At 71.8% G+C, this 21,279-nt stretch carries 20 protein-coding genes and 2 tRNA genes; 7 read left to right on the plus strand and 15 right to left on the minus strand.

Features of this window, described 5'->3' with window-relative positions:
• Window positions 1–54: 54 nt before the first annotated feature.
• The gene (locus tag AB0898_RS01905) at window positions 55–840 is read right to left on the minus strand and encodes a DUF881 domain-containing protein (RefSeq protein ID WP_366800843.1); all 786 of its coding nucleotides are present in this window, start codon (window positions 838–840) and stop codon (window positions 55–57) included.
• Between the two features lie 151 nt (window positions 841–991).
• Between AB0898_RS01905 and crgA the strand changes: the two genes are divergently transcribed.
• Window positions 992–1,246: a cell division protein CrgA gene (gene crgA / locus AB0898_RS01910; protein WP_366800844.1), complete on the plus strand. Its 255-nt coding sequence runs from the start codon at window positions 992–994 to the stop codon at window positions 1,244–1,246.
• Window positions 1,247–1,520: 274 nt separating this feature from the next.
• Here crgA and AB0898_RS01915 read toward each other — a convergent pair whose 3' ends face one another.
• Both AB0898_RS01915 and AB0898_RS01920 read right to left on the minus strand, forming a co-directional pair.
• Window positions 1,521–2,420 (minus strand): rhomboid family intramembrane serine protease, encoded by a 900-nt coding sequence (locus AB0898_RS01915; protein ID WP_366800845.1) that lies wholly within the window; start codon window positions 2,418–2,420, stop codon window positions 1,521–1,523.
• A gap of 131 nt (window positions 2,421–2,551) precedes the next feature.
• Window positions 2,552–3,127, minus strand: coding sequence for a peptidylprolyl isomerase (locus tag AB0898_RS01920; RefSeq protein ID WP_366800846.1), 576 nt, complete (start codon window positions 3,125–3,127; stop codon window positions 2,552–2,554).
• Between the two features lie 318 nt (window positions 3,128–3,445).
• Between AB0898_RS01920 and AB0898_RS01925 the strand changes: the two genes are divergently transcribed.
• The gene (locus AB0898_RS01925) at window positions 3,446–4,156 is read left to right on the plus strand and encodes a DUF5324 family protein (protein ID WP_366800847.1); all 711 of its coding nucleotides are present in this window, start codon (window positions 3,446–3,448) and stop codon (window positions 4,154–4,156) included.
• Between the two features lie 83 nt (window positions 4,157–4,239).
• On the opposite strand, the gene AB0898_RS01930 is transcribed toward AB0898_RS01925, so the two are convergent.
• The 3 genes from AB0898_RS01930 to AB0898_RS01940 are packed head-to-tail and all read right to left on the minus strand — an operon-like array spanning window position 4,240 to window position 6,119.
• Entirely contained in the window at window positions 4,240–4,926 is a 687-nt protein-coding gene (locus AB0898_RS01930; RefSeq protein WP_366800848.1) for an SDR family NAD(P)-dependent oxidoreductase, read from the minus strand.
• A 43-nt stretch (window positions 4,927–4,969) separates the two neighbouring features.
• Window positions 4,970–5,362 (minus strand): ester cyclase, encoded by a 393-nt coding sequence (locus tag AB0898_RS01935; RefSeq protein WP_366800849.1) that lies wholly within the window; start codon window positions 5,360–5,362, stop codon window positions 4,970–4,972.
• 16 nt (window positions 5,363–5,378) lie between these two features.
• The gene (locus tag AB0898_RS01940) at window positions 5,379–6,119 is read right to left on the minus strand and encodes an SDR family oxidoreductase (protein WP_366800850.1); all 741 of its coding nucleotides are present in this window, start codon (window positions 6,117–6,119) and stop codon (window positions 5,379–5,381) included.
• Window positions 6,120–6,212: 93 nt separating this feature from the next.
• On the opposite strand from AB0898_RS01940, the gene AB0898_RS01945 reads away from it, so the two are divergent.
• Window positions 6,213–6,821 (plus strand): TetR/AcrR family transcriptional regulator, encoded by a 609-nt coding sequence (locus AB0898_RS01945; RefSeq protein ID WP_366800851.1) that lies wholly within the window; start codon window positions 6,213–6,215, stop codon window positions 6,819–6,821.
• A 121-nt stretch (window positions 6,822–6,942) separates the two neighbouring features.
• Here the strand turns inward: AB0898_RS01945 and AB0898_RS01950 are convergent.
• Window positions 6,943–7,015: transfer RNA gene (locus AB0898_RS01950), tRNA-Ala, on the minus strand.
• Between the two features lie 181 nt (window positions 7,016–7,196).
• On the opposite strand from AB0898_RS01950, the gene AB0898_RS01955 reads away from it, so the two are divergent.
• Both AB0898_RS01955 and AB0898_RS01960 read left to right on the plus strand, forming a co-directional pair.
• A complete protein-coding gene (locus AB0898_RS01955) occupies window positions 7,197–7,748 on the plus strand; it encodes a helix-turn-helix transcriptional regulator (RefSeq protein WP_366800852.1) in 552 nt (183 codons plus the stop codon).
• 71 nt (window positions 7,749–7,819) lie between these two features.
• Window positions 7,820–9,085: a serine/threonine-protein kinase gene (locus tag AB0898_RS01960; protein WP_366800853.1), complete on the plus strand. Its 1,266-nt coding sequence runs from the start codon at window positions 7,820–7,822 to the stop codon at window positions 9,083–9,085.
• Here the strand turns inward: AB0898_RS01960 and AB0898_RS01965 are convergent.
• Both AB0898_RS01965 and AB0898_RS01970 read right to left on the minus strand, forming a co-directional pair.
• Window positions 9,049–10,431 (minus strand): hypothetical protein, encoded by a 1,383-nt coding sequence (locus AB0898_RS01965; protein ID WP_366800854.1) that lies wholly within the window; start codon window positions 10,429–10,431, stop codon window positions 9,049–9,051. The two genes, AB0898_RS01960 and AB0898_RS01965, sit on opposite strands and share 37 nt — an antisense overlap.
• 281 nt (window positions 10,432–10,712) lie before the next feature.
• Window positions 10,713–10,841, minus strand: a complete 129-nt coding sequence (locus tag AB0898_RS01970; protein WP_003999697.1) for a DLW-39 family protein — start codon at window positions 10,839–10,841, stop codon at window positions 10,713–10,715.
• Window positions 10,842–11,211: 370 nt separating this feature from the next.
• Between AB0898_RS01970 and AB0898_RS01975 the strand changes: the two genes are divergently transcribed.
• On the plus strand, window positions 11,212–11,595 hold the full coding sequence (locus AB0898_RS01975) for a DUF6344 domain-containing protein (RefSeq protein WP_366800855.1): 384 nt from the start codon (window positions 11,212–11,214) through the stop codon (window positions 11,593–11,595).
• A gap of 126 nt (window positions 11,596–11,721) precedes the next feature.
• Here the strand turns inward: AB0898_RS01975 and AB0898_RS01980 are convergent, their stop codons facing one another.
• Window positions 11,722–11,910: a ferredoxin gene (locus AB0898_RS01980; protein ID WP_366800856.1), complete on the minus strand. Its 189-nt coding sequence runs from the start codon at window positions 11,908–11,910 to the stop codon at window positions 11,722–11,724.
• A gap of 538 nt (window positions 11,911–12,448) precedes the next feature.
• On the opposite strand from AB0898_RS01980, the gene AB0898_RS01985 reads away from it, so the two are divergent.
• Window positions 12,449–16,675 carry a hypothetical protein gene (locus AB0898_RS01985; protein ID WP_366800857.1) on the plus strand — a complete coding sequence of 1,409 codons (4,227 nt, stop codon included), beginning with the start codon at window positions 12,449–12,451 and terminating at the stop codon, window positions 16,673–16,675.
• Between the two features lie 200 nt (window positions 16,676–16,875).
• On the opposite strand, the gene AB0898_RS01990 is transcribed toward AB0898_RS01985, so the two are convergent.
• The 5 genes from AB0898_RS01990 to gyrA all read right to left on the minus strand — a co-directional run bounded on the left by AB0898_RS01990 (window position 16,876) and on the right by gyrA (window position 21,251).
• Window positions 16,876–17,373 (minus strand): DUF4265 domain-containing protein, encoded by a 498-nt coding sequence (locus AB0898_RS01990; RefSeq protein ID WP_366800858.1) that lies wholly within the window; start codon window positions 17,371–17,373, stop codon window positions 16,876–16,878.
• Between the two features lie 61 nt (window positions 17,374–17,434).
• Window positions 17,435–17,572 carry a hypothetical protein gene (locus AB0898_RS01995; protein WP_366800859.1) on the minus strand — a complete coding sequence of 46 codons (138 nt, stop codon included), beginning with the start codon at window positions 17,570–17,572 and terminating at the stop codon, window positions 17,435–17,437.
• A 106-nt stretch (window positions 17,573–17,678) separates the two neighbouring features.
• Window positions 17,679–17,755: transfer RNA gene (locus AB0898_RS02000), tRNA-Ile, on the minus strand.
• An 88-nt stretch (window positions 17,756–17,843) separates the two neighbouring features.
• A complete protein-coding gene (locus AB0898_RS02005) occupies window positions 17,844–18,620 on the minus strand; it encodes a DUF3566 domain-containing protein (protein WP_366800860.1) in 777 nt (258 codons plus the stop codon).
• A gap of 15 nt (window positions 18,621–18,635) precedes the next feature.
• Window positions 18,636–21,251 carry a DNA gyrase subunit A gene (gyrA, locus tag AB0898_RS02010; protein WP_366800861.1) on the minus strand — a complete coding sequence of 872 codons (2,616 nt, stop codon included), beginning with the start codon at window positions 21,249–21,251 and terminating at the stop codon, window positions 18,636–18,638.
• Between the last annotated feature and the right edge of the window lie 28 nt (window positions 21,252–21,279).

Genomic DNA, 21,279 nt, shown 5'->3' on the forward strand with positions numbered 1-21,279 from the left:
AATGGGTTTCGCGGCACCCTTCGCCGGTCTTTCACGCAGCGCCGCGCGCCGCCCCTACTTCACCGGCCGCGCGTAGTGCAGGTCCACGGTGCCCGTGTAGCCGGGCAGGGTCACGTCGCCGTCGTCGGCGACCTGCCAGCCGAGGCCGTAGACGTTGACGTACACCATGTACGTCTGGATCGCCTTGCTGTCGGCCAGCGCCTGCTTGAGCCGGTCCGGGTCGCCGACGGCCGTGATCTTGTACGGGGGCGAGTAGACGCGGCCCTGGAGGATCAGGGTGTTGCCGACGCAGCGCACCGCGCTGGTGGAGATCAGCCGCTGGTCCATGACCTTGATGCCCCGGGCGCCGCCGTGCCACAGGGCGTTGACCACGGCCTGGAGGTCCTGCTGGTGGATCACCAGGTAGTCGGGCTGCGGCTCGGGGTAGCCGGGGAGCTTGGCGGTGGCGTTCGGCGGTGCGTCGTTCAGGGTGACGGTGATCGCGTCGCCGGTCAGCGCGCGCGTGCCCGCGCCGCGCTCCAGACCGCCGAGTTTCTCGTCCTCGGTGCGGCTGCTGCCGTCGTCGCTCTCGGCCAGCGACTCCACGCGCTCGCGCAGATTCGCGTTGGACTCGTCGAGCCCCTTGTTCTTGCGGCTGCGCTCCTGGATCAGGTCGGACAGCTTCAGCAGCGAGGTGTCGGTGCGGATGTCCGTGCCCTTGGCGGTGTCGAAACTGGTGAAGAAGATCAGTCCGGCCAGGGCGAAGACGCCCGCCGTGAGGATCCGCACCGGCTTCAGGCGCGCACGGGACGGGCTCTGACCCGTTGATCCCGTACCGGGGGAGTCGGCAGAATTGCTCAACGTACCCTTATCTCCTTCGGCGCCGTAGAAGCACTACGCTAACGGACGCCCGGGGGAGCGCTCAGTCTGCCCTTACTGTCCCCTTGTACGCTGCCCCGAGCCCGACCCGTTACCTGCGCGGCCACGCAGCGCATCGACAGGAGAGACCCTCGTGCCGAAGTCACGTATCCGCAAGAAGGCCGACTACACGCCGCCGCCCGTGAGGCAGGCGCAGGCCGTCAAGCTCGGCAACAGCGCGTGGGTCGCGCCCGTCATGCTGGCCATGTTCCTCATCGGCCTGGCGTGGATCGTGGTCTTCTACGTGACCGACGGCTCGCTGCCGGTCGACAGCCTGGACAACTGGAACATCGTCGTGGGCTTCGGCTTCATCGCGGCCGGGTTCGGCGTCTCCACACAGTGGAAGTGACGGGACCGCACGGTGGGGCCGGGGCACCTCTGCCCACGGCCCTTCACTGAGTTATCCACAGCCTTGGGCAGAGTTTCCACATGTGCCTGGGGAAAAGAAACTACGATCTGTGGATAACTCCTCCCCCGTTGACGCCGGTGTGACTGCCCTACCGGCCGCAGAACTACCGCTGCCCCCTGTCTGACCTGCGGGAACTCATCCGAGCGACAGGGGGTACAGCTGTTCCCGCACACTGTGCACAAGATCGCGCACACGCTGTGGACAACGGTTCGGGTCAGGTCAGCTGAGCCGTTCTCACCAGGGTGAGAATCGCCACCACGGCGAGCACCAGTGCACAGGCGCCGTACTGGATCAGCGTCCGCCGGTCGCGCGGGGCGTGGATCATGGCGTAGCCGACGCCGAGGCCGGCGACCAGGCCGCCGATGTGCGCCTGCCAGGCGATGCCGGGGACCTGGAACGTGATGATCAGGTTGACCACCAGCAGCGCGATGACCGGCCGCATGTCGTAGTCGAGCCGCCGCACCAGGACGACCGTGGCGCCGAAGAGGCCGTAGATCGCGCCGGAGGCGCCCAAGGAGGGCTCGTTGGGCGCGACCATCAGATAGCTGAGCGCGCTGCCCGCGAGTCCGGAGACCAGATAGAGGGACAGATAGCGGGCCCGGCCCAGGGCCGCTTCGAGCGGGCCGCCGATCCACCACAGGCTCAGCATGTTGAACGCGATGTGCAGAAAGCCGCCGTGCAGGAACATCGCGGTCAGCAGCCGGTAGTACTGGCCGTCGGCCACACCCTGCACGCCGAGCTGCGGGACGAGGGCGCTGCCGATCAGCTCGAAGCGGTTGGTGAAGGCGGCCCCGACGATCTGCTGGACCGCGAAGAAGACGACGTTCAGCCCGATGAGCACCTTGGTGACGAGCCGGGGGTCGCCGGACTGCCGCCCTCCGGCCAGGGTGCGCGGCGCGGCGGCGGCAGCCGGGGCCGGGGCGGCGGGGCCCGGAACGTGCGCGGTACCGCGTACACAGTCGGGGCAGTGGAAGCCGACCGAGGCGTCGACCATGCACTCCGGGCAGATCGGCCGGTCGCAGCGGGTACAGCGCACACCGGTCTCACGGTCCGGGTGCCGGTAGCACGCGGGCATGCTCCGGGCGTCCCGGGCGCCGGCTGCGGCCTGGTCCATCAGATCCCCTTGTCCGTCGCGGGACATCGCCGGGCGATACCCCGCCCTGTCCATCCTTACGGACGAGCGGGGCGTTTGGTTCCCCTCGGGGTTTTTCGTCCCCGCCCGCCCGGTGCCCCGTTTCTTGTGGACTACCCGGTCGTCTCCATGTCCTTGCCCGTCTGGTCCGTTCCCTTCTCGCGCCCCGTCCGCTCCACCACGACGGTCTCGATCACCACGTCCTCGACCGGGCGGTGATCCCGCCCGGTGGGCACGGCGGCGATGGCGTCGACCACCTTGCGGCTCTCCGCATCGGCGACCTCGCCGAAGATCGTGTGCTTGCGGTTGAGCCACACGGTCGGGGAGACGGTGATGAAGAACTGCGAGCCGTTGGTGCCCGGCCCGGCGTTGGCCATGGCGAGCAGATAGGGCCGGCCGAAGGAGAGGTCGGGGTGGAACTCGTCGGGGAACTGGTAGCCGGGTCCGCCGATGCCGGTGCCGAGCGGGTCACCGCCCTGGATCATGAATCCGCCGATCACACGGTGGAAGACCGTTCCGTCGTAGAGCGGTTCGGTGCTTTCCGCGCCGGTCGCGGGGTTCTTCCAGGAGCGCTCGCCCTGGGCGAGTTCGACGAAGTTCCTGACGGTGGCCGGGGCGTGGTGCGGGAACAGCCGGATCCTGATGTCGCCGCGATCGGTCTTGAGAGTGGCGTAGAGCTGCTCGGCCACGGGGTGCCTTCCCTGTTGCTTCCGTCGTTCTTTCCGTCGTCATTCCCGGAAAGGCCTCGATCGTCGCACGCCCCGCGGGGGTGAACCCCGGACGACCACGAGTTCCGCGCCGTACTGCCACCGGTTCGCCGCGGAGAGCGGCGCGCGGCGGGGATTCGTGGGAGGGTCGGCGGTGGGGCCGTTGCCCGGATTTCCGTACTTGTGAAGCGATCGGCACCCGTATGCCCGCTCGCGCATGCCGTGCGGGCCCCGGACAGGCATGATCCGTAACAGGGTGGACAGTCGACATACCGTACCGCCACCGAGGAGGAGGTTCCCGTGACCCGCATCGAGAGCGTGCGCGCCGCGACCGGCTCGGCGAAGGACAGCGTGCTGCACGCCGCGGACGTGGTGGCGCCCTACGCCGACACGGCCAAGGAGCGTGCCGCGTACTACGCGCAGGAGGCACGCGTACGCCTCGCGCCCGTGATGTCCCAGGCCGCCGACCAGGCCCGCGTGCAGTACGACGCGCTGCTCGCCCCCCGTCTCGAGCAGGCCTTCGAGCAGGCCCGCGCCCATGTCCCGCCGAAGGTGGACCAGGCCGCGCAGGAGGCCGCGGAGCGCACCCGCAAGGCCGCCAAGCAGGCGGCGGAGTACTCGCGCCCGAGGATCGAGCAGGCCGTGGCCGCCGCCGGGCCGGTCTACGACGAGGCCGCGACGCGCGGTGCCGCCGCCCTGGTCGCGCTGCGCGGCAATGTCTCCGCCCAGCAGATCAAGAAGCTGGCCCGCCGCAACGAGCGCCGCGGCACGGCCCGCCGCGTCCTGAAGTACACGGCGCTGGCGAGCATCGTCGCCGGCACCGCGCTGGCCGTGTGGAAGTGGTGGGACAAGCAGGCCAACCCGGACTGGCTGGTCGAGCCCCCGGCCGCCACCGAGATGCCCGACGCCGCCCGCCTCCACTCGGTGGACGGCACGGGCTCCCCCCTGGACCCCGAGGTCCGCGCGAAGCAGAACGAGGAGGACTCGTCCAACGGCGACGAGAACAGGTGACGAGCGGCTGGGACGCCGTCAGCGGGCCCGCAGGGGCAGGCGCGTGGTGAACCGCCTGCCCCTCGGCCTGTGCGCGGGAGCTCCTACCAGGGAAGTTCCCCGTTCTCGTCCTGGAAGGTCCCCGTCGGGCCGTCCGCGCCGAGCGTCGCCAGCCGCACGACGACCCGGGCGCTGGCCTCCGGCTCCCTGCCGATGCCGAAGGCCGCGGTCATGTCGGTCGCGGTGGGGCCGGGTTCGACCGCGTTGACCTTGATGCCCGGGTGCGCCTTGGCGTACTGCACCGTCAGCATGGTGGCCGCGGCCTTGGAGGCGGAGTACAGCGCCAGCGGCAGGGTGGACTCCAGCCGGTCCGGATTGGTCACCGCCCAGAAGGACCCGGCGCTGCTCGACACGTTGACGACGACGGGGTTCGCGGACCTGCGCAGGAGGGGCAGCGCCGCCTCCGTCACCCGTACGATGCCCACCGCGTTGGTGTCGAAGGCCTTAAGGGCCGTGGGGCCGTCGATCGCGCCCGTGGTCAGAATGCCCGCGTTGTTCACCAGGACGTCGAGACGGCCCTCCTCCGCGTCGATCTTCCGCAGCGCGTCGCCCACGGACGCGTCGTCCGTCACGTCGAGCCGGACGAACCGCGCGCCCAGCGCGGCCGCGGCCTTCTCGCCCCGCTCGGCGTCGCGGGCGCCGATGTAGACGACGTGGCCCAGGGCCAGCAGCTGCCTGGCCGTCTCGTACCCGATGCCCTTGTTGGCTCCGGTGATCAGTGTGATGGTCATGAACGTCCTTTCGCAGATGGCCCCGGTGGGCCCTTGCCGGAGATCAGCCGGCCAGCTGACGGCGCAGTTCGCCGGCGTCGTGCAGCGCGGTCATGTGCGCGAACCGCCCGTCGCGGACCTGATAGACGGCGTACTCGGTGATCTCGAAGGAGGCGCCGGTGGGAGCCACACCCAGCCACTCCCTCACCGGCGTACCCGTGTTGACCAGACGCGCGGCCAGGCGGTCGCCGTCGAAGAGCAGTTCCTTCAGCTCCCAGTGGAGGTCCGGAACCGCGGCCACGTCGCGGCGCTGGACCGCGAGGAGGTCGTCCCGCGTGGCCGGCTCGCCGTTCAGGGTGGTGCGGTCGGCGATGAACGCGTCCATGCCGTCGAACTCGTGGGCGTTGAGCGCGTCGATGTAGCGCAGATAGAACGCGCGCAGCTCGCTGTCGGACATGAGGGGCCCTCTCCGCTCAGATCTGGTTCATGCCGCCGTCGACGTACAGGCTGGAACCGGTGATGAAGCTGCTCTGGCCGGAGGCGAGGAAGGCCACGGCCGCGGCGGTCTCCTCCGGGCGCGCGAGCCGGCCCAGCGGGACGCGTGCCGCCAGCTGCCGTTTGAACTCGTCCGGGGTGGCGGTGAGCCCGTCCAGCGCGGGGGTGTCGGTCGGTCCTGGCGTGATGGTGTTGACCCGGATACCGCGCCCCTTGAGTTCGTTGGCCCAGGTCCGGGCGAGCGAGCGGGTGGCGGCCTTGGTCGCCGCGTACACGCCCATCCCCTCGTCGCCGGTGTCCACGGTGGTGGAGCCGTTCAGGATGACCGAGGCACCGTCGTTGAGCAGGGGCAGCGCCTTCTGCACGGTGAACAGCGTGCCGCGCACGTTGATGCCGAAGAGGGTGTCGACGTGTTCCTCGGTGGCCTCCGCGAGCGGCACGAGCGCGCCGATGGAGGCGTTCGCGAACAGGACGTCCAGGCCCTGTCCCCGGGCGCGGACCGCGTCGTAGAGGCGGTCCAGGTCGTCGAGGTCCGCGATGTCGCCCGCCACCGCGGTGGCGGCCGGGCCGATCGCCTCGGCGGCCGCGTCGAGTTCCGCCTTGCGCCGCCCGGTGATGAACACGTGCGCGCCCTCGGCCGCCAGCCGTACGGCACTGGCCAGGCCGATTCCGGCGCTCGCCCCGGTGACGAGAGCGGTCTTTCCGTCCAGCAGGCCCATGATGACCAGCCTCCTCGAATTCCGCATTGATCGCTACAGAATTCAACCGTAGCACTTCTGTAGCGATCGATGCGGAAGCAGTAGGCTGGGGTGGTGGAGAAGAAACGGACCAGTCCCGCCGGCCGGCCGCGGGGATTCGACGCCGACGAAGCCCTGGAGCGCGCCATGCTGGTCTTCTGGAAACACGGCTACGAGGGGGCCGGTACGGCCTGCCTGGCCAAGGCCATGGGCATCTCCACCACCAGCATGTACGCCGCCTTCGGCAACAAGGAGCAGCTGTTCCGCAAGGCCCTGGAGCGCTACACCGAGGGCCCGAGCGCGTATCTGGCCCGCGCCGTGGAGGAGCCGACCGCCCTCGGTGTCGCCACCGCGGTCCTGGCCGGCGCGGTGCGCACCACCACCGGCCCGTCCCGCCCGCAGGGCTGCCTGGGCGTCCACGGCGCCCTGACCACCAGTCAGTCCGGGGAGGAGGTCCGCGACCTCCTCGTCTCCTGGCGCGACAACGGCTACTGCTGCCTCGAAAAGCGCTTCCGGCGAGCCGTCGAGGAGGGCGACCTGCCCGCGGACACCGACCCGGCCCTGCTGGCCCGCTACGTCACGACCTTCGCCTACGGCATCGCCGTCCAGGCCGCGAGCGGTGTCTGCCGCGAGGAACTCCAGCAACTGGCCGACGCCGCGCTGCGCACCTGGCCACCGCGCTGAGCGGTGCGGGGGCGCGGCGGCGCGGGGCGGGGGCACGGGGCGGGGGGCGCGGTGGCGGCGTTGTGAACGCGAAGAGCCCCTCCGGCCGGCGTTTCCGCAGGTCAGAGGGGCTCTCGGGGTGTGGAGCCTAGGGGAGTCGAACCCCTGACATCCGCCATGCAAAGACGGCGCTCTACCAACTGAGCTAAGGCCCCGTGCGACAGCGTCCGGCCGGAGAAGGGTTTCCCGGCGGGCGCCGCAGACCAGAGTACCGGGTCACCCCGGGTATCCGGCAAAAACTTTGGGGCTCCCCGCGTCTGACCACGCTCCGTAGGATGCTCGACATGGTTCGCGTGAGCGAACCTCGGTTCAATGGGGAAGCGATGGGGAGACGCAATGGACGCCGCACAGCAGGAAGCGACCGCGAGAGCGCGGGAGCTGCAGCGGAACTGGTACGGGGAGCCACTGGGGGCGCTCTTCCGTAAGCTCATCGAGGATCTCGGGCTCAACCAGGCCCGGCTGGCGGCGGTTCTGGGCCTGTCCGCTCCGATGCTGTCGCAGCTGATGAGCGGCCAGCGCGCGAAGATCGGCAATCCTGCGGTCGTCCAGCGGGTGCAGCTCCTGCAGGAGCTGGCCGCACAGGTCGCGGACGGCAGCGTCAGCGCCGCCGAGGCGACCGACCGGATGGACGAGATCAAGAAATCCCAGGGCGGCTCCGTGCTCAGCAACAACACCGCGCAGACGACGAACAGTTCGGGCGCTCCGACCGTCAAGCGCGTCGTCCGCGAGATCCAGTCGCTGCTGCGCTCCGTGGCCGCCGCGGGCGACATCATCGAGGCCGCCGAAAGCATCGCCCCGGCCCACCCCGAGCTGGCAGAGTTCCTCCGGGTCTACGGGGCCGGCCGTACCTCCGAGGCGGTCGCGCACTACCAGTCCCACCAGAACTGACCGCCGCGCGGCGCGCGTCCCGTGGGGGCGGGGCGCGAACCGCACCGGATCCAGGGGGAGGAGCCACACGCATGGGTGAGGTGTTCGGCGGACGGTACGAGCTGGCCGACCCGATCGGGCGCGGTGGCGTGGGCGCCGTATGGCGCGCCTGGGACCACCGGCGGCGGCGGTACGTGGCCGCGAAGGTGCTCCAGCAGCGCGACGCCCACGCCCTGCTCCGCTTCGTCCGCGAACAGGCCCTGCGCATCGACCACCCGCACGTCCTCGCCCCGGCGAGCTGGGCCGCCGACGACGACCAGGTGCTGTTCACCATGGACCTCGTCGCCGGGGGCTCCCTGGTGCACCTGGTCAACGACTACGGTCCGCTGCCGCCCCGCTTCGTCTGCGAGCTGCTCGACCAACTCCTGTCCGGCCTCGCCGCCGTCCACGCCGAGGGCGTGGTGCACCGGGACGTCAAACCCGCCAACATCCTGCTGGAGGCCACCGGTACCGGCCGGCCCCGGCTGCGGCTGTCCGACTTCGGCATCGCGATGCGCCTGGGCGAGCCCCGGCTGACGGAGACCGACCTCGTCGTGGGCACCCCCGGCTATCTGGCGCCCGAGCAGCTGCTGGGCGGCGACCCGGACTTCCCGGCCGACCTGTTCGCGGTGGGGCTGGTCGCCCTGTATCTGCTGGAGGGCGCCAAGCCGGACGCCAGGGCGATCGTGCGGTACTTCCTGGAGCACGGCACCCCGGCTGCGCCCGCCCGTGTCCCCGAGCCGTTGTGGCAGGTCGTCGCGGGCCTGATCCAGCCCGACCCGGCGGCACGGTTCCGCTCGGCGACGGCGGTGCGCAAGGCGCTCGCCTCGGCCGTCGAGCTCCTGCCCGACCCCGGCCCCGACGACGAACCGGTCGAGATCTTCGACCAACTCGGGCCGCTGCCGGACGGCTTCGGGCCCCAGGGTCCTGCGAAACGGGCCTCCGGTGTACGTACGGACACGCCGCCGGCTCCCGCGCCCGACCCCCGCACCGCCCACCCCGCCATGTCCGACACCGGAAGCTTCCACCTGCCTCCCCCCGCACCCCGGGAAGCATCCGGCACCTCCGCACCTCGGCGGACGCCGGGCACTCCCGCACCTCAGGCGGTGTCCGAGCCCCCCGCTCTCCCCGCCGAGGCCCCGACCGTCGCTCCCCCCGCCGAACCCCCCACCGCCCCCTACACCGCGCAAGGTCACCGCGCCCCCGCGCACCGTCCTCACCGCCGCCGCCCGGGCCCCCCGGCCAAGGTGGCCGTCCCCGTCGTGCTCCTGGCCCTGGCCTGCTACGCCGTCGGCTTCTGGGCGCTGGTACGGGTCTGAGCCCGCCGGGCCGCCAGGGTCCAGGCGCCGAGGCCGAGCAGCAGCGCGGTCCCGGTGCCGATGCCCCCGGCCGCGAGAGCCCGCATCGCGATGCCGTCGTCCCCGCTCCCGGCGTCGATCGCGTCGTGCCAGTCCTGGGAGTCCACGGTGAAGAGGCCGTCCGGCACCGGCTTGCCTGCATACCGGGGCCCGTCGTGCCGCCGGCCGTCGACACGCACGGTCAGCGTCACCTCGAAGGGGCCCGGCCCGAACGTGTCGGCCAGCCGCGAGCTGACGTGGACGACCAGGTAGTACCGGCCCGCGAAGCGCACGGTGTTCTCGTCGTCGGTCACCGCGTAGCGGTTGGCGTACTCCACCGGCGGCACGGGCGGCAGGACGGCGGTGCGCGGGGTGCCGGTGTAGCCGAGCGAGGCGTCCTCCACCCGGCCGCGCGCGGGATTGTGCAGGGCCAGGTCCAGGGCGCCCCCGGCGTAACCGCTGCCGCTCGAAGCGGCGCCGAGTTCGGCGGTCGCGTGGAGCTGCTGGCCCCAGCCGACGGGCACCGCGTAGAAGAGGGTCGCCCCGGGGACGGCACGGGTGCGCCAGATGCCGTCGCCCAGGGGCCGCGCGGTGGCGAACCCGGCACCGCCGGAGCGGTCGCGCACGGTGCCCAGGGGCGGCCGGGGTGTGGCGGAGTCCCAGGTGGCGGGCGGGGTGGTGGGGCCCGCCGTGGCCGGGCGGGGTTCCGTGACGGGCGCGATCTCCAGGTCCCAGCGGCCGCCCGCCCCCGCACCCCCGCTGTCCAGGCGCTCGACGAGCAGGTAGTACGTCCCCGCGCCCCCGCACAGCGTCCGGCCGGTGTCGCGCTGGGCGAGCGCGGTCACGGGCCGTGGGCTCAGCGCGGCTCCGATGGTCGCGGAGGCGTAGGAACAGGCGCTGCCGTCGGTGTCGCGGAGCGAGACGCGGATGCCGTCGGTGGAGGAGACCGTGGAGGCCGCCGGGGGTACGGCGGTGACCGGGACGTAGGCCGTGGCCGTCGCGGCGAGGTCGAGGCGGTAGTAGAGCTTGCCGTGGGCCGGGAGCGAGCTGCGGTAGGTGTGGCCCGCCTTCAGCGGCCGCGCGGCGGAGGTGCCGGCTGTGCCGGACACGGATTCGGCGCCGGTGGCGAAGGCGTACGGCTGGGGTCCGGCCGGTGCGGCCGGTGCGGCAGGGGCGGCCTTGGCGGGGGTGGCGGGGTTGGCCGCCAGGGCGCACAGGAGGCTCGCCACGAGGAGAGCGGCGGTGCGGTGCCGCCGGGCCGGGCGGCACCGCACGGTGGCGTACGTCCGCCGTCCTCGCGCGGTGAAGAACCTCCGCCGCTCCCGCACCCCACGTCCTCGCCCCCGCATGGACACCCCCGGCCCCTCCACCGTCGTCCGCACCACGCCTGGGCCCATCCTGCACCGGGGGCCCCTGCTCCATCCGCGCATTCCGCGCGGCCGTCCGAAACGTCCGGGCCGTCCCCAGGGGCGCGGGCCGGGCGTACACCAGCCTCCGGAGCCCGGCAACCGGAGCCGGCCGCGCCGAAGGGGAGCCGGCCGAGCCCGGACAACGCGGAACCCCGGTCGCTCGAAGCGGCCGGGGTTCGGTTCAGATCGTGGTGCCGGGGTCAGGAACCCGTGGGCACGGAGTCGGTGGCCTCCGTCCACAGGTCCTGCTCGGCGCGATCCGCCTGGATCTGGCGGTACACGAGGAGACCGCCGATGGCGGCCAGTGCGACCAGGAGCAGCTTCTTCACCGCGCGACCTCGTCTTTCGTTGGCGTTGGGGACCTCTGGCGCCCGACTATACACACCGGCCGATACCGATCGGTGACCTGCGTCGGGGCCTGCCGCCGGCCTCAACTTCCGCTTCCCTGCCCGCGATAGCCGAGCGGAAAGGGGCTCGTCCGGAGAGTGATCACGAGGGTGGTCGCCCCCGTGGCCATGGTCAGTTTTCTCCCACTTCATCCTCATCACCTGGTTTTACGGGGTTTTCCAGGCCCTTGCGGCCGTCCGGGTGGTGTTCATCTGAACATCGACGCGCCACGGCGCGAGGTCCACCACATCGGGGCGCTCATACACATCATGAGGAAAGTACGCAAATCGCCCAACCCGAAAGTGAGGGGACATGGCCCGCACCAAGGTCATGAAGCTGTGGACCGCGTTCGTCACCGCCTTCCTGGCGCTGTGCACGGCGCTCGGACTCGTCACCGCGACCGCCCCGACGGCCGCCGCCCGGACCGGAAGCCCGACCGAGAGCCCGAGCCGGAGCACCGAGCACCACACGGCGCCGGCGGCCACCACGGCGGCACAGCACAGGATCTGGCCCAACGCGAGGTCCCTGCCCCCCACGATGAAGCAGCGCATCCGGGCCGAGGCCCACGGAAAGTCCCCCCACAGCCGGAGCCGCTCCCGCACCGCCCACGACACCGCGACGAAGATCCCGCACCGGCTGTACGTCCCGGAACAGACGGAGAGCGGCGACCGCCACACCCAGCAGCTCGACTGCTGAGGAATCCCCGGCACACAGAACCGCTGACGTCTCGACACCCGGCGACTTGCGTACGCGACCGTCGATGCGAAACCCCTGGCCGACCCGGCCGGGGGTCAGCGCTGCATTTGCCGCGGCCCCGCGCCGCTACTCCTCCAGCAACACGGCCCGGGACGGACACCTCTCGGCCGCCTCCCGCACCGCCGGATCATCCCCGGTGTCCTCCTGGCCGGGCCGGACCACTCCGTACCCGTCCACGAAGTCGAACACCGCCGGCACCCGGAACGCGCAGTCGGACGAGCCATAGCAAGCGTCCCGGTCCACGGAGACCTTCATGTGTCCTCCCCTTCTCGGGCGGCGGGCCCTGGCCACGGGAACCGGCTCCCGTGCGGGCCGTCCCCGCACCCAGCACGACCCTGCCCCCTGGGCACCCGCCTGAACCGGACGCCCGGCGCACCGGACACCGTGCGCCACCGCCCGTCCGGTACCGGTCCCTCCCCTCGTGGGGACCGGTACCGAACCGAGCGGAGGTCCGGGAAGCCCCACGCCGCATCGGCATGCCCGGCGCGGGGTCGTACGGGAGCGGACAAGGACACCGTCCGGGTCCCGGGCCGGGCGACACGCGCCCGCCGGGCGCGTCCCGGCGAAGTTGACCGAGAACTTTCGACGCCCCCGGGGCACTGTCCCGGCGGCCGGCCCTTTGGCCTGTTCGAACGGTGTGTGACAGCTCCGCTACCACGTCGTGATCCTGCCATCCGGGGCGCCCGCAGAGGAGGTACCGGCCCCCGGGAGCCGGGCTTTCGCGCAGGTCAGCCGTATAGGGTGAGTTTTCCGGTCCGGACGTCCAGAAGCGGGGGAAGTAAGGGGTGGGGCCTTGGGTTCCGACTCAGGGGCACGCACAGCCTTCGCCGAGCGCCTCGCTCTGCTCTACCGGGAAGCAGGGAATCCGCCCCTCAAGAGTGTGTCCGAGGCCGTCGTACGGCTCCAGCGCGTGGACGAGCGCGGGCGGCCGATACGGGTCTCGGCACAGCGCATCAGCGACTGGCGCCGGGCCAGGAACGTGCCCGCCCAGTTCACCGCCCTCGCCGCCGTCCTGCAGATCCTGATCCCCGAGGCCCGGCGCGCGCGGCCCACCCCGGTCTCCGGCGGACTGTACGACCTGGCGCAGTGGCAGCGGCTGTGGGAGACGGCGCTGGCCGATCCGGTGGGCGAGAAGCCGCCGGCCCGGGCGGGGGAGGAGAACCGGAAACCGCCGTCCCAGGCGCCGCCCGTACCGGGCAGTGTCTGTCCGTACCGGGGGCTCGCGCCCTACCGGCGGGAGGACGCACAGTGGTTCTTCGGCCGCGAGCGCGGCACGGAGTCCCTGATCGGCCAGCTGCGCTCCACCGGACCGGCGGGTGGCCTGGTCATGCTGGTCGGCGCCTCGGGCGCCGGGAAGTCCTCCCTCCTCAACGCCGGCCTCGTACCGGCCGTACGGGACGGCGCCCTGGGCGAGGGCAGCGGCCCGGTCCTGCAACTGGTCCCCGGCGCCGATCCGCTCGGCGAACTGATCCGCCTCGTCCCCACTCTCGGCCCCCTGGCTGCCGAGGCACGCGCGGCCGAGCAGAAGGCGGCACGCAACCCGTCGGCGCCCGGCGCGGACACACCTCGGCTCACGCGGGCGGTCCGGGAGGCCGTGCGGGCCTGGGCGAGAGGGGCGACGGACAGCGGGCTCGCTGTTTCACGTGAAACGGAAGCCGGTTCCTCCTCTGTTTCACGTGAAACAGGGACCGGCACCTCCGTCGTTTCACGTGAAACAGAGGCACCGGTTTCACGTGAAACGGAGCCGCACGTTTCACGTGAAACGGAGCCGCGGGTTTCACGTGAAACGGCCGCCGCCATCCCTGCCCCCCGCACCGAACGGCATCCCCGCCCCGTCCTGGTCGTCGACCAGTTCGAGGAGACCTTCACCCTCTGTCCGGACGAGGCCGAGCGCCGCGTCTTCCTGCGCTTCCTGCACGCCGCCTGCACGCCCGACCCGTCCACCCCGGGCGCGACCGCCCCCGTCCTCGTCGTCCTCGGCATACGCGCCGACTTCTACGAGGAGTGCCTCGGCTACCCGGAACTGGCCGACGCCCTCCAGCACCGGCACATGGTGCTCGGTCCGCTCACCACCGCCGAGCTGCGCGAGGCGGTGACCGGCCCCGCCCGGGCGGTGGGGCTGGAGCTGGAGCCGGGACTCACCGAGCTGATCGTGCGCGAGGTGACCGCCGACGGCCCGCGCGGAGCCCACGACGCGGGCGTGCTGCCCCTGCTGTCACACGCCCTGCTCGCCACCTGGCAGCGCCGCAAGGGAGGCAGGCTGACCCTCGCCGGCTATCGCGCGGCCGGCGGCATCCAGGGCGCCGTCGCGGCCACCGCCGAGCGCGCCTGGTCCGGCCTGGACCCGGCCGCCCGCAGCGCGGCCCGGCTGCTTCTGCTGCGCCTGGTCCGGCTGGGCGAGGACACCCACGCCACCCGCAGACGCGGCACCCGGCGCCAGCTGGCCGAGGAGTCCACCGACCCCGGCAAGACCGAGGAGTCGCTGGAGGCACTGGTCCGCGCCCGGCTGGTCACCCTGGACGCGGACACCGTCGAGATCACCCACGAGGCGCTGCTGCACGCCTGGCCCCGGCTGCGTCACTGGATCGACGACAACCGCACCGAGCATCTGCGGCGCCAGCGGCTGGAGGAGGACGGCCGGGCCTGGGAGACCTCCAGCCGGGACAGCTCGCTGCTGTACCGGGGCTCGCGCCTGGAGCAGGCCCGCGACTGGGCCGAGTCGGCGGGGGAGACGTATCTGACGCGCGGCGCCAAGGAGTTCCTGGCCGCCTCGGTACGGCTGCGCCGGCGCACGGTGCTGATCAGCCGGGCCGCGGTCGCCGCACTGGTGGCCCTGGCCGTGGTGGCGGCGGGCTCGGCGGTGATCGCCTCGCGGCAGCGGGACGACGCGGTGTTCCAGCAGGTGCTGGCCGAGGCGGACCGGGTGCAGCACACCGACCCCTCGCTGGCCGCACGCCTGGACCTGGTGGCCCACCGGCTCCGCCCGGACGACGACGGCGCCTACAGCAGGCTGATCTCCATCGTGAACGCCCCGCTCGCCACCCCGCTGTCCGGCCACACCGGGGCCGTCTACCTCACCACCTTCAGCCCTGACGGCCACACCCTCGCCACCGCGAGCTACGACCGCACCGTCCGCCTGTGGGACGTCACCGACCGCAAGACCCCGGCCCCGCTCGGCAAGCCGCTGACCGGCCACACCGGCTGGGTGTCCAGCGCGGTGTTCAGCCCGGACGGCCGCACCCTCGCCAGCGCGGGCGACGACGGCACGGTCCGACTGTGGGACACGGCCGACCGGAGGCACCCGGCCTCGCTCGGCGCTCCCCTCACCGGCCACAAGGGCACCATCTACCTGGTCGCCTTCAGCCCCGACGGCCGCACCCTCGCCAGCGCGGGCGAGGACCGCACCGTACGGCTGTGGAACGTGGCCGACCCGCACCGGCCGAAGGCCCTCGGTGTGCTGCGCGGTTCCACCGCGGCCGTGCGCTCCGTGGCGTTCAGCCCCGACGGGCACACCCTGGCCTCGGGCGGCGACGACGACAGGGTCCGCCTGTGGAACGTGGCCGACCCCCGGCGGCCCCGGGCGATCCGCCGGGTGCTCACCGGGCACACGGACCTGGTGCACTCGGTCGCCTTCAGCCCCGACGGGCACACCCTGGCCAGCGGCAGCGCGGACGACACGATCCGGCTGTGGAACGTCAGGGACCCGGAGCGTCCCACCGCGCTGGGCGGCCCGCTGACCGGGCACACCGGGCCGATCTGGTCGGTGGCGTTCAGCCCGGACGGCCGGACGCTCGCGGCCGCCAGCGCGGACAGCACCGCCAGCCTGTGGAACGTCGGCGATCCGGCGGCGCCCTCACAGGTGGGCGAGCCGCTGGCGGGCGGCAGCGGGGAGATGTACGCCCTCGGGTTCAGCCCGGACGGCCGGACGCTCGCCACCGGCAGCGGCGACGGCAGGGTCCGGCTGTGGTCGGTGCCCGTCTCGGACATGATCGGCCGCGTGGGGGCGTTCCGGCCGGACGGCAAGGTGCTCGCCACGGCCGCGCGGGACGGCCGTATCCGGCTGTGGAAGGTGACGGCACCCGGACGGCCGGTTCCGCTGTCCGCCCCGTTCATGCCCGCCGACGGGGGCGAGCGCTCGCTGACGTACTCCCCCGACGGCCGCACCCTCGCCGTCCTCACCGGCACCGGCTCGGTCCGCCTGTGGAACGTCGCCGACCCGGCCCACCCGGTCCCCGCCGGGCGCCCGCTGCGGCTGCTGACCCGGTTCATGGGCTCGGACGCGCTCGCCTTCAGCCCCGACAGCCGCGTCCTGGCCACGGCCTACGACGAGCACCGGCTGCGGCTGTGGAACGTCGCCGACCCCGCCCGTCCGGCCCCGCTCGGCAAACCCCTCTCCGGCCACCGGGGGTACATCAACGGCCTGGAGTTCGCCCCGCACGGCCACACCCTGGCCAGCGGCAGCGCGGACGGCACGATCCGACTGTGGAACGTGACCCGTCCGGCCCACCCGACGCTCCTCGGCCATCCCCTGACCGGTCACGCGGGCCCGGTCAACGCCCTGGCGTACAGCCCGGACGGCCACACGCTCGCCTCGGGCGGCGACGACGACACCGTCAGGCTCTGGAACGTCACCGACCCGGCGGCCGCGGCACCGGTCGGCCGGACCCTCACCGGGCACACCGAGGCGGTCACGTCCCTCACCTTCAGCGCGGACGGCCACACGCTGGCCAGCGGGGGAGACGACAACACGGTCCGCCTGTGGGACGTCGCCGACCCGGCGTCGGCCGCGCCCATCGGCCAGTCCATGACCCCGTACGCCAAGACGGGCAACTTCCTGGCCTTCAGCCCCGGCCGCCACATCCTCGGGGTGTCCAGCGGCGCCGACACGGTCCGCCTGTGGCGCCTGGACGCCGCCGCGGCGATCCGGCACATCTGCGCCCTCACCGAGAACGTCCTCACCCCGGCGAAGTGGCACGAGTACCTTCCGCGCCTCTCCTACGACCCGCCGTGCCGCGACTGAGCCCCCAGGATCGGCCAACTCCCCCAAACTTAAAGCGCGTTGTTGGCCCCCCTGGCTCCCCCGGCTCCGCCGGCCTTGTTACCCTTGGCCATAGCCCGGCCGCTGACGCATCCCCCGTCGTCAGCGGCCGGGTCTTTTCCGCTCGGCGCCCAGGCCCGCGCCCCGCTTGCGGCCGACCCGCCCGAAGGCCGGCTGAAGAGTCACGCCCCGGCTTCCCTCCACCAATTCAGCGGCTCCCCGTCCGGCCCGAACACATTGCCGAAGCCCCATTCCACCCGCACGCCCGCGCCCGCCGCCCAGGTGTCCATCACGGCCTCGACCGAGGGGAATCCGGCAGCGGCCGGCACGGTCACCACGATGAACCGCCGGTCGGCAGGCGCCTCCACCAGCCCGCCCAGAGGGGCGAAGGCGCTGATCAGGGACTCCAGCGACCCGGCGTCGAAGGGAGGCTCGCCGAACGCCTGCACGCAGAGATTCGGGCCGCGCCGCTCGATCGCGAACTCACCGTCGGCGCCGACCTTCAGCACGTCCCCCGCCGCACAGCCCTCGACCAAGCCGGGACTGCCCGTCAGCTCGTAGCTCCCGGGCCCGACGACCCTCGCGGGAAGTGTCTCGAACACGGGCTTTCCGGAACCAGCGAAGCCGACGCGGAGTGCCACATGACAGTGCCGGGAGGGCGCGGGGCTCTCGATACTCATCCCGGCATCCTGCCGCAGGCACCCCGAAGCGGGAAACTCCCTCAGCCGGCCCTCCGGACGCTCAGCGGCTGCGCCGGCCCCGCACCCAGCTCACGCCGAGAGCCACCGCGGCCATCACGGACAGAATGACCGCGCCGAAGACCACCGTCGCTCCGGCCGAGAACGCGAAGATGGTCCACCACGCCGGCTCGCCCTCCACAGTCCCCCCTCACGAAACATGCGTACCCGGCAGGACGCCGCAGGACCGATACCGGTTCCACGAACGCCGAAGACCCCCGGCCCAAGTGGACCGGGGGTCTTCGTACTGGTGGGGCTAACAGGATTTGAACCTGTGGCCTCATCCTTATCAGGGATGCGCTCTAACCAACTGAGCTATAGCCCCGCCGCGCCTGCGGTGTGTGTCCCGCGCGCTGACTCCTGAAGATTAGCGCACGACCGGGGCAGTCCCAAAATCGGTTGTCGGGGGACGGTCACTCGTCCTCGGCGAGGGTCAGCTCGACGCCGCCCACGAAGCCCGCGGAGAGGTTGTAGATGAAGGCGGCGAGGGTGGCGAGCGCCGTCGCGAGGACGACGTCGATCACCGAGATGATCGTCGCGAACATCAGGACGTGCGGCAGCGAGAGGTACGACTGCAGGTCAAAACCATTCGCCTCGCTGGACCCGGTCGCCTCGGAGATCGTGCCGCCCACCGTGGAGAACACGCCCATCGCGTCCATGACCATCCACAGCACCGCCGAGGCGACGATCGTGCAGATGCCCAGCGCGATGGAGAGCAGGAAGCTGACCTTCATCACCGACCACGGGTCGGCCTTGGCCACCCGCAGCCGCGCCTTGCGGGTGCGCGGGGCCGTACGCGCCCCGGTGCGTGCGACACGCATCGCGTCCGCCGGCGGCTGCGCGGGGTAGGCCTGCGGCGGGTGGTAGGGCCCGGCGGGCTGCTCGGGGCCGCGCTCACCGGGGAGCGGGGAACCGCCGGCCTTGCCCTCCGCCGCCCCGGCCTTGGACTGACCGCCGCGACCACCCGTCACGTCCGTCACAGTGCCCCCCTGGGATGCGGCATCGTCCGCCTCGGCCGGCGGGACCGGCTTGAGGTTCGTCGTGGGCGGGTCGGCGGGAACGCCCCCCGAAGCCGCCTTCCCCTTCTTGCCCGCAGTGTTGCCTGCGTTCGCGGCGGAGCCACGGCCGCCGCCGTCCGTCTCCGTACCCGTTGAGGTACCGGCCGATCCGGCGCCCGTGGCTCCGCTCACGTCTCACTCCTCGCGCTACTCGGCCGAGGGCGCCTCACCCTCGTCCGTCACCTCGGCCTCGATCACGACCACGGTCTCGTCGACGACGACATCCTCGCCGTCGACCTCCTCGGCCTCCCGACCGGCCTCGGCGTTACGTGCGATGCCGACCACGGCATCGCGCTTGCCCAGGTTGATCAGTTGGACGCCCATGGTGTCACGGCCCGTCTCCCTGACTCCGCTGACTCGCGTGCGAATCACACCGCCGGACAGGGTGATGGCGAGGATCTCGTCAGTCTCCTCGACAATCAGCGCGCCGACGAGCGATCCACGGTCCTCGACGATCTTGGCAGCCTTGATGCCGAGACCGCCACGGCCCTGGACGCGGTATTCGTCGACGGCCGTGCGCTTGGCATATCCGCCGTCCGTCGCGGTGAACACGAACGTACCGGGTCGCACCACATTCATCGACAGCAGTTCGTCGCCCTCGCGGAAGCTCATGCCCTTCACACCCGAGGTGGCACGGCCCATCGGACGCAGCGTCTCGTCCGACGCGGTGAACCTGATGGACTGCGCCTTCCGGCTGACGAGGAGCAGGTCGTCGTCCGCCGAGACCAGCTCGGCGCCGATCAGCTCGTCGTCCGCGCCGTTCTCCTGCGCGCGCAGGTTGATCGCGATGACACCGCCGGAGCGCGGCGAGTCGTAATCCTTCAGCGGCGTCTTCTTGACGAGGCCCGCCTTGGTCGCCAGGACCAGGTACGGCGCCGCCTCGTAGTCGCGGATCGCGAGAATCTCGGCGATCGCCTCGTCCGGCTGGAAGGCCAGCAGGTTCGCCACGTGCTGACCACGCGCGTCCCGGCCGGCGTCGGGCAGCTCGTACGCCTTCGCGCGGTAGACCCGGCCCTTGTTGGTGAAGAACAGCAGCCAGTGGTGCGTGGTGGAGACGAAGAAGTGGTCGACGATGTCGTCTTCCTTCAGCTTCGCGCCCCGCACGCCCTTGCCGCCGCGCTTCTGCGCCCGGTAGTCGTCGGTCTTGGTCCGCTTGATGTAACCACCACGCGTGACCGTGACGACGATGTCCTCCTCGGCGATCAGGTCCTCGATGGACATGTCGCCCTCGTAGGGGATCAGCTTGCTGCGCCGGTCGTCGCCGAACTTGTCGACGATGGCGGCCAGCTCGTCGTGGATGATCTGGCGCTGCAGGGACTCGGAGGCGAGGATCGCGTTGTACTCGTTGATCTTCACCTGGAGCTCGTCGTGCTCCTGGACGATCTTCTGGCGCTCCAGGGCGGCCAGCCGGCGCAGCTGCATCTCCAGGATGGCGTTGGCCTGGATCTCGTCGATTTCCAGGAGCTCCATCAGGCCCGTACGGGCGATCTCAACGGTGTCGCTGGCCCGGATGAGCGCGATGACCTCGTCGATGGCGTCCAGGGCCTTCAGCAGACCGCGCAGGATGTGCGCGCGCTCCTCGGCCTTGCGCAGCCGGAAGCGCGTACGGCGGACGATGACCTCGATCTGGTGCGTCACCCAGTGGCGGATGAACGCGTCCAGGGACAGCGTGCGCGGCACGCCGTCGACCAGCGCCAGCATGTTGGCGCCGAAGTTCGTCTGCAGTTCCGTGTGCTTGTACAGGTTGTTCAGGACGACCTTGGCGACCGCGTCCCGCTTGAGGACGATCACCAGGCGCTGTCCGGTGCGCGAGGAGGTCTCGTCGCGCACGTCGGCGATGCCGCCGATCTTGCCGTCCTTCACCAGGTCGGCGATCTTCTGCGCGAGGTTGTCCGGGTTCACCTGGTACGGCAGCTCGGTGACGACCAGGCACTGACGGCCCTGGATCTCCTCGACCTCGACCACCGCGCGCATCGTGATGGAGCCGCGACCGGTGCGGTACGCCTCCTCGATGCCCTTGCGGCCCACGACCAGCGCACCGGTCGGGAAGTCCGGGCCCTTGATCCGCTCGATGAGGGCGTCGAGCAGCTCCTCCTGCGAGGCGTCCGGGTTCTCCAGGTGCCACTGGGCACCGGCCGCGACCTCGCGCAGGTTGTGCGGCGGGATGTTGGTCGCCATGCCGACCGCGATACCGGCCGAACCGTTGATCAGCAGGTTCGGGAAGCGCGCGGGCAGGACGGTCGGCTCCTTGGAGCGGCCGTCGTAGTTGTCCTTGAAGTCGACGGTGTCCTCGTCGATGTCGCGGACCATCTCCATGGACAGCGGCGCCAGCTTGCACTCGGTGTAGCGCATGGCGGCGGCCGGGTCGTTGCCCGGGGAGCCGAAGTTGCCGTTGGAGTCCACGAGCGGCATGCGCATCGCCCACGGCTGGGCGAGACGGACCAGGGCGTCGTAGATCGAGCTGTCGCCGTGCGGGTGGTAGTTACCCATGACGTCACCGACGACACGGGCGCACTTGTAGAAGCCGCGCTCGGGGCGGTAGCCGCCGTCGTACATGGCGTACAGCACACGGCGGTGGACCGGCTTGAGGCCGTCCCGGACGTCGGGCAGCGCCCGGGACACGATGACGGACATCGCGTAGTCCAGGTACGAGCGCTGCATCTCCGCGTCGAGCCCGACCGGCTCGATGCGCAGCGTCGCCGGAGTGGCCTCGGTCTCGGGCGTCACTGGCTCAGGGGTGAAGTTCGGGGTCTCGTCGGCCATTGCTGGTGAAGATCCTTCCTGGTGCGGT

Origin of the sequence: Streptomyces sp. NPDC005435 (genome assembly GCF_040703155.1) — a bacterium.
Lineage (GTDB): Bacteria > Actinomycetota > Actinomycetes > Streptomycetales > Streptomycetaceae > Streptomyces.